Source organism: Nostocoides sp. (assembly GCF_035343835.1).
Classification (GTDB): domain Bacteria; phylum Actinomycetota; class Actinomycetes; order Actinomycetales; family Dermatophilaceae; genus Nostocoides_A; species Nostocoides_A vanveenii.
The window spans coordinates 1-6,199 of sequence record NZ_DAOQZV010000193.1; the positions used below are offsets into that span (position 1 = coordinate 1).

At 68.5% G+C, this 6,199-nt stretch carries 8 protein-coding genes; 2 read left to right on the top strand and 6 right to left on the bottom strand.

Annotated features, from left to right (window positions below; all coding sequences use genetic code 11):
- A partial coding sequence (locus PKH97_RS12500) for a transposase (RefSeq protein WP_324387809.1) occupies positions 1–264 on the bottom strand: 264 nt, incomplete at its 3' end.
- Between the two features lie 247 nt (positions 265–511).
- On the opposite strand from PKH97_RS12500, the gene PKH97_RS12505 reads away from it, so the two are divergent.
- Positions 512–676, top strand: a complete 165-nt coding sequence (locus PKH97_RS12505) for a hypothetical protein (protein WP_324387810.1) — start codon at positions 512–514, stop codon at positions 674–676.
- 85 nt (positions 677–761) lie between these two features.
- Here PKH97_RS12505 and PKH97_RS12510 read toward each other — a convergent pair whose 3' ends face one another.
- Positions 762–1,109, bottom strand: coding sequence for a UBP-type zinc finger domain-containing protein (locus tag PKH97_RS12510; protein ID WP_324387811.1), 348 nt, complete (start codon positions 1,107–1,109; stop codon positions 762–764).
- A 105-nt stretch (positions 1,110–1,214) separates the two neighbouring features.
- Here PKH97_RS12510 and PKH97_RS12515 point away from each other — a divergent pair, with 105 nt between their 5' ends.
- On the top strand, positions 1,215–2,387 hold the full coding sequence (locus PKH97_RS12515; RefSeq protein ID WP_324387812.1) for a hypothetical protein: 1,173 nt from the start codon (positions 1,215–1,217) through the stop codon (positions 2,385–2,387).
- An 18-nt stretch (positions 2,388–2,405) separates the two neighbouring features.
- On the opposite strand, the gene PKH97_RS12520 is transcribed toward PKH97_RS12515, so the two are convergent.
- The 4 genes from PKH97_RS12520 to PKH97_RS12535 all read right to left on the bottom strand — a co-directional run.
- The gene (locus tag PKH97_RS12520; RefSeq protein ID WP_324387814.1) at positions 2,406–3,707 is read right to left on the bottom strand and encodes an ArsB/NhaD family transporter; all 1,302 of its coding nucleotides are present in this window, start codon (positions 3,705–3,707) and stop codon (positions 2,406–2,408) included.
- Positions 3,707–4,300, bottom strand: coding sequence for a CBS domain-containing protein (locus PKH97_RS12525; protein WP_324387815.1), 594 nt, complete (start codon positions 4,298–4,300; stop codon positions 3,707–3,709). Before PKH97_RS12525 ends, PKH97_RS12520 begins: the two co-directional genes overlap by 1 nt.
- Positions 4,301–4,387: 87 nt before the next feature.
- Entirely contained in the window at positions 4,388–5,749 is a 1,362-nt protein-coding gene (locus PKH97_RS12530) for a serine hydrolase (protein WP_324387816.1), read from the bottom strand.
- Between the two features lie 48 nt (positions 5,750–5,797).
- Positions 5,798–6,199 (bottom strand): hypothetical protein (locus PKH97_RS12535; protein WP_324387818.1); only part of this gene is annotated, 402 nt, incomplete at its 5' end.

Sequence of the window (6,199 nt, forward strand, 5' to 3'; positions counted from 1 at the left end):
GACCACGGATCGCTTGAGGACATCACGCTCCATCCGCAACTCGGCAACCTCAGCGCGCAGGCGCTTCAACTCCTCGTAGTCGCCCGTGGACAAGCTCGAGGACCCGTCCCGCGCCGCGCGTGACCTGGTCACCCAGTTCCCCAGCGTGCCCTCGTTCACGCCGAGATCGCGCGCGACCTGCGCGATCGGCTTCTTGGTCTCTTCGACGATCCGGACCGCTCCCTCACGGAACTCCCGGTCGTACTTCTTCCTGATCTCTGGCATCTCGATCCTCATTGTGGATGCCTCTACGGTCCGGGGGGAACCTCACGGGGACCCCGACGGAGCCACCCCCCGAAGTCCTTCGCTCCGTCGTCACGGCGATAATTCGCTCCGTCGGCGTTGCGATGCGACGCGGGGACCCCGGCCCATAAGGTCGTCAATCCTTTTCGCCAGCGGCTGCATCATTTCCGCGGCAGCGCACTCCCTTTGAGCAGCGACCGATTCCGGTCGCGCTCGGAGGGAGAAAGCCATGCATGCCCGTGTCCTTGCCATGCCCGCGCACCAGCGGTACGCCGTGTTGCTCCTCGCGTCGGCGCTGCTCGTCCTCGCCGCGATCGCCCTCGGTGGCTCACCTCAGGTGGGCGCCCAGCACCTCGCCGACGGTCCCGGCAACGGCTACTGGTGGGGCGGCTGAGCGGGTCATTGCGAACGTGCTCAGCACGGCGTCCCGCCGGCACACCCGACGGCTGAGGCCGGCCGGCCACCGCTGACGCAGGGGCTCAGCGGTGGATCAGGTCGCGCCAGTTGGCCGGGACATTGTCGGCGGGCGCCGGCACCGGTTGGTCCTCGGGTCGCGACTGGGGCGGGGCCAGGGGGGTGCTCTGGATGAAGGACTGCGACTCGTAGTTCCACATCCACTCCTCCCCCGGCTCGAAGGTCGCGGCCACGGGATGCCCAGTGGTTTTGAAGTGGTTGGTGGCGTGCTGGCTGGGCGAGGTGTCGCAGCAGCCGATGTGCCCGCACTGGGCGCATCTGCGCAGGTGCACCCACCACCCCTTGGAGGCCAGACATTCGCCGCAACCGGTACCCGAGGGCGGCACCATGGGGTTGATGCCATAGATGCTCATCCCCCATTGTCGGGGCCCTCGGGGGCAGCGTGTCCAGAGCCTTGGGACATTTGAGAGCAATCACACCAGGCCTGGACGTCTCGGCGGCTGGGTTAGCCTGGCCGGGTGCCCAAGCCTCCCCGCCGTCTTCGCGAGGCGATCGACCCTGCTGTCGCCGAGGTGATCGCCGATCCCAGGCGGCGGGCCGTTATCGAGCGCGCCGGTCGACTGATGCCCGCGCGTTATCGGCCGGTCGTCGACGTCGCCGGCTGGACCGTCGATGAACTGTCGGCCCTGACCGGTCGCGGTGAGCCGGACCCGCCGGTGCGGGTCGGCCGCGATGTCGTGCTCCGCGTCAACGCCGCGAGTGGGGAGCTACCCGTCGATGCCGTGCTGATGAGCCGGGCGATCGCCGACACGGCGCCGCGCGCGGGCGAGGACATCAATCCAACGCTGCAAGATGTGCTGGAACGCTATCTGCCGGAAAGCCTTTCGGCCTTCGAGCTCTCCACCCGGCGCGGCATCAACGACTCCGCGGAACAGTTGCTGCTCACTCAGTTGCGGCTGCTGCATACGGTCGCGCTCAACATCGACCAGGCCGAGACCGAGCACAACGAGCGCGACCTGCAGATCCAGGACCGCTTTCTCAAGGAGCGCTTCGCCAGCCTGACCCCGGGCGACCTCGACCTGACCGGGCGAGCGCCGGCGACACCGAATGTCCGCAGCATCGACTCGCCCGCGCGTGGCCGCAACAAGGCAGTGACCCCGGACGCGCGCGCCTATCTCGAGCCCGAGCGCCACCCCGTGGTGCTCTTCAAGCGCGACGGCGCCGGGCCGTGGGAGGTCACCTTGCGCCTGGCTCTGCCGAAGGGCCACACGACCGTCCTCGGCATGGTCGAGGAGACCACGACCGGGGCCACGCTCTTCGCCCACCGCGGCAGCCGGCGCCTGACCGGCCGTCGGCAGACCGGTTTCAAGGCCGCTCAGGTCGACCTCACGATGCCGCTGAAACTGCTCTCCCCCAGGCGATTCCTGCTGTATGCCGAGTCCCGCCCCGGCCGTGAGCGCACCGACACCGTGCTCTTCTTCCGCACCGACAGCGGGAGCCAGGCCGAGCTGCGGACCGCGCTGTCCGGGGACGCGCGCGGACCGCTGACGGTGATCGCCTCGGCATACGACACTCCCGATGGCTTGGTGCTGCGCAACGAGTCTCGCGTCTTTCCCGATCTGGCCGCCGCGTGCGCGGGCTTCGGCTACGGCAATATCACCTGGCTGGACCGGCACACCCCGATCGTGTGACGCGTTGCGCGCTCGGTGTCAGGGGAGGATGAAGTAGCGCAGGCTGACATACGGGATGGTGCACAGGATCGTCACGGCGGTGACGATCAGGCCGTATTTGGTGAACTCCCAGAACGAGATCGGGTGGCCATTGCGTTTGGCGATCCCGCAGATCACGACATTGGCGCTCGCGCCGATAGCGGTGGCATTGCCGCCGAGGTCGGCGCCGAGGGCGAGCACCCACCACAGCGACTGCTGCCCGGGCGGCAGGCCGGGGGCGGGGCCGACGAGGTCGTGGACCAGTGGGGCCATGGTCGCGACATACGGGATGTTGTCGATGATGCCGGACAGCACGGCGGAGCCGACGAGAATCCCTTGGGCCGCAACGTGATAGTTCGTGCCGATGGCCGTGGTAAGGGCATCGGCGAGTTGGGTGATGACGCCCTGGTGGACGAGGGAGCCGACCATGATGAAGAGGCCGGCAAAGAAGAGCAGGGTCTCCCACTCGACGTCCTGGAGATAGTCCTCGGGGTCAAGGCGCGAGACGACGATCGCCAGGCCCGCGCCGATCATGGAGATCACCGAGGGCTCGAGGTGGGTGAGTGAATGCGTCAGGAAGCCGAGCAGGACGAGGGCGAGGATGGCGAGCATCTGCCACAGCAGCCGCCGGTTGGTGATCGTCTCGCGGGGCGTCAGCGCCAGCACGGCCGCTGCGCGCTCAGGATCGTGGGTGAAATGCCGGCCCCACAGCAGCCAGCACAAGCCGACGAAGACAGCCACGAGGACGACGACGATCGGGGCAAGATGGATCAGAAAGTCGTTGAAGGACAACCCGGCTCGGCTGGCGATGATGATATTCGGCGGGTCACCGATCAGGGTTGCGGTGCCGCCGATATTGCTGGCCATCGCCTCCGCCAGCAAGAACGGAATCGGTGCCAGTCCCATCCGGTCGCACAGGAGCAAGGTCACGGGCGCGATAAGCAGGACCGTAGTGACATTGTCGAGCAGAGCCGATGCGAGCGCGGTGATCAAGACCAGCATCACCATCATCCGGAAGGGCCGGGCACGCGCCCGCTGCGCCGACCAGATCGCGACGAACTCGAAGACGCCGGTCTGTTTGAGGATGCCGACGAGGATCATCATGCCGAAGAGCAAGAAGATGACATTCCAGTCGATGCCGGTCTCGGGCGAGAAGAACATCGCGTCACCGCGAGTCGCCCCGATCACCACCATCGCGGCCCCGCCGGTGAGCGCGACCGCGGCGCGGTTCAGCTTCTCGCTCGCGATCACAACGTATGCCAGCGCGAAGACCCCCAGCGCCAGCCACGCGGCCGGGTGCATCAGTCCCCCACGACGGGGGCATCCGAGGCGCCGGCCGCCGCCGGTTCGGGCGGATCGGGCTGGGTGAGGACACCCGAGCGCCCCCGCTCGATGATGTCGCGCTGCAGGCGGCGGCGCACGAGATCGCTGTCCTGCCCGGCGGCGGTCGCGATGGCTGCCAGGACACGCGACATGGTGACCACGCCCCGGTAGCTTTGGTCGCGCTCGCGGACCAGCACGACGGGAGAGTGGCCCTGGTCCATGACGGTGGCGATCTCGATGAGGGTGTCCTCGGGCAGGACCGACGGCACCTGGGCCGCCTTGAGGCGCTTGGCGTCCAGCAGTTCGCCGATAGTGACGGTGTTCAGCTTCCGGCACAAGTCGTCCGCCGCTCGCTCGTCGAAGGCGTGGGCGAGCTTGGGGTCGTCGCGGACGTATTGCGGCAGCACGACCGAGAGCAGCTGGGTTCCGGGGATGACCGCGATCGGCGCATCCTGGTCATCCGCCACCACGAGGCCGGTCAGGCGGAACTCGGCCACGACGCGCGCGGCCTCGGCGCCGGTGGTCTCGCGGTGGACGATCGGGACCTGTTCGAGCAACTCCTCGGCGCGCATGGCCCCAGCCTGCCAGGCGGGGGGCACGGCATACGGGCTCGGACGGCGCCAGTCACGACGCCGAGAGCGGTCGGACGCAGCGCGTGGTCAGGAGGCCGGGGGCAGCGCGGCGATCAGCGCTGCCACGAGCGGGACCGTGCGCAGGTCCGCGGCCTCGACCTCGGGCGAGAAACCGAGACGGACGACGACCAACTTGGCCGATGGCACGACGAAGACCCGCTGGCCGTCATGGCCTTGCATCCAAAAGGTGTCGGCGGGGAGTGTGGGTTCGACGGCCGCGCCGTTCTGGTCCTTGTTGGTCCACCAGCCCGCGGCATACCCGGGCTCTTCGGAGGTGGCGACCTTCTTCACCTTCGTCGACTGCGCCATCCAGCCGACGGGGAGCAGTTGTTCGCTGTGCCAGGCCCCGTCCTGCAACGCGAACTGCCCGATGGTCGCCCAGTCGCGCGGCGTCGCCCACAGATAAGAGCTGCATACCGGGGTGCCGGACGCGTCCGGCTCCCAGGTGGCCGAGGCCAGGCCGAGCTTGGCGAAGAGCACGCGTCGCGGCAGGTCCGCGCCGACATTCGTGCGGTCGCCGAGCACTGAGCACAGGATGTTGGTGCTGCCGCTCGAATACCGCAGATAGGTGCCGGGGTCGTGTTTCAGGGGCAGGCCGGCGGCATAGCTCGCCATATCGGGTTCGCGATAGAGCATTTGCGTGACCGGCGTGCCGAGGGCATAGGTCTCGTCCCACTCCAGGCCGCTGGTCATCCGCATCAGTTGGTCGACGGTGATGTCGGCCTTCTTGCCCTTCCACTCCGGGCGCAGGTGGTCGTCGGTGACGGTGATATTGCCGTCCGCCGCGAGCATCCCGACGAGCAGGTTGGTGACGCTCTTGGCCATCGACCAGCCCAGTTGCGGCGTCGTCGCGGTGAAACCGTCGGCGTAGCGCTCCGCGACGAGCTTGCCGTTCTGCACGACGACGACGGCTCGCGTGCCGAGCGTCGCCTTGTCGGCCGCGGGCAGCTCATCGCCGAAGGCCTGGGCCAAGGCCGCCGCAATCGCGGCCGAGGGGGGCGGAACCGAGGCGCGCACAAAGGGATTGGCCAGATCACTGACCTGGCTGCCGTTGCCGAAGTCCGGTGCGTCCTGCGCCAGGGTGCAGCCGAAGTCGGGGGTGAACCAGGCCCGCTGCTTGGCCAGCGCGCCCAGAATGCTCCCGGTCAATTCGTCGCCGCTGCTGGACTCGCGCAGATAGGGGACCAGGGGGTTGGGCGGCAGGTCGACCGCCGGGTTGGTGCGCCCAGCGACCTTGGTGACGGCGCAGGCGTTGTGGGCGGCATACCCGGTGCCGGTCAGGAGCAGCGGACGTTCGTACCAGTAGCCCGCGACCAAGGCGATCAGGACCAGTCCGAGCAGGGCAGCCAGGATCTTGCGCACGCGATGCCGGGATCCGCTCCTGCTCATGGGCGGGACGCTAGTGCATCGAGGTGACGGATCGGAGCACGCTTCGGCTCAGCTCAGCTTGAGCCGGTTGATCCACCCCCAGAAGGTGTCACGCAGAGCGTGCCGCGATTCGTCGTCGATGTCGTAGACGCCGCTGCGGCTGGACAGGTCGAGCAGCAGAGTTCGGTCCAGGTCACCGGGGATGAAGGGCTCGCTGCGCCGCAAGCTGATCAGGGCCTCGGGTGTCGCCGTGGCACACCACGACGTCACGACCTGCCGGACCACGGCGTCGATGAGGTCCTCGGTGATCTCGCCGGCCTCGTCGTCGAACCGCGCGGGCTCCCCGGTCGTCGTCGACCAGGTCGGGGTGGGTGCGCCGTTGCGCGGCACCACAATCCCGGATGCCTTGCGACCCGCAAGAACCGCCGGGGTGGGCGCATTACTCGCCGCGGCGGGCGCGGGCACCGGCAG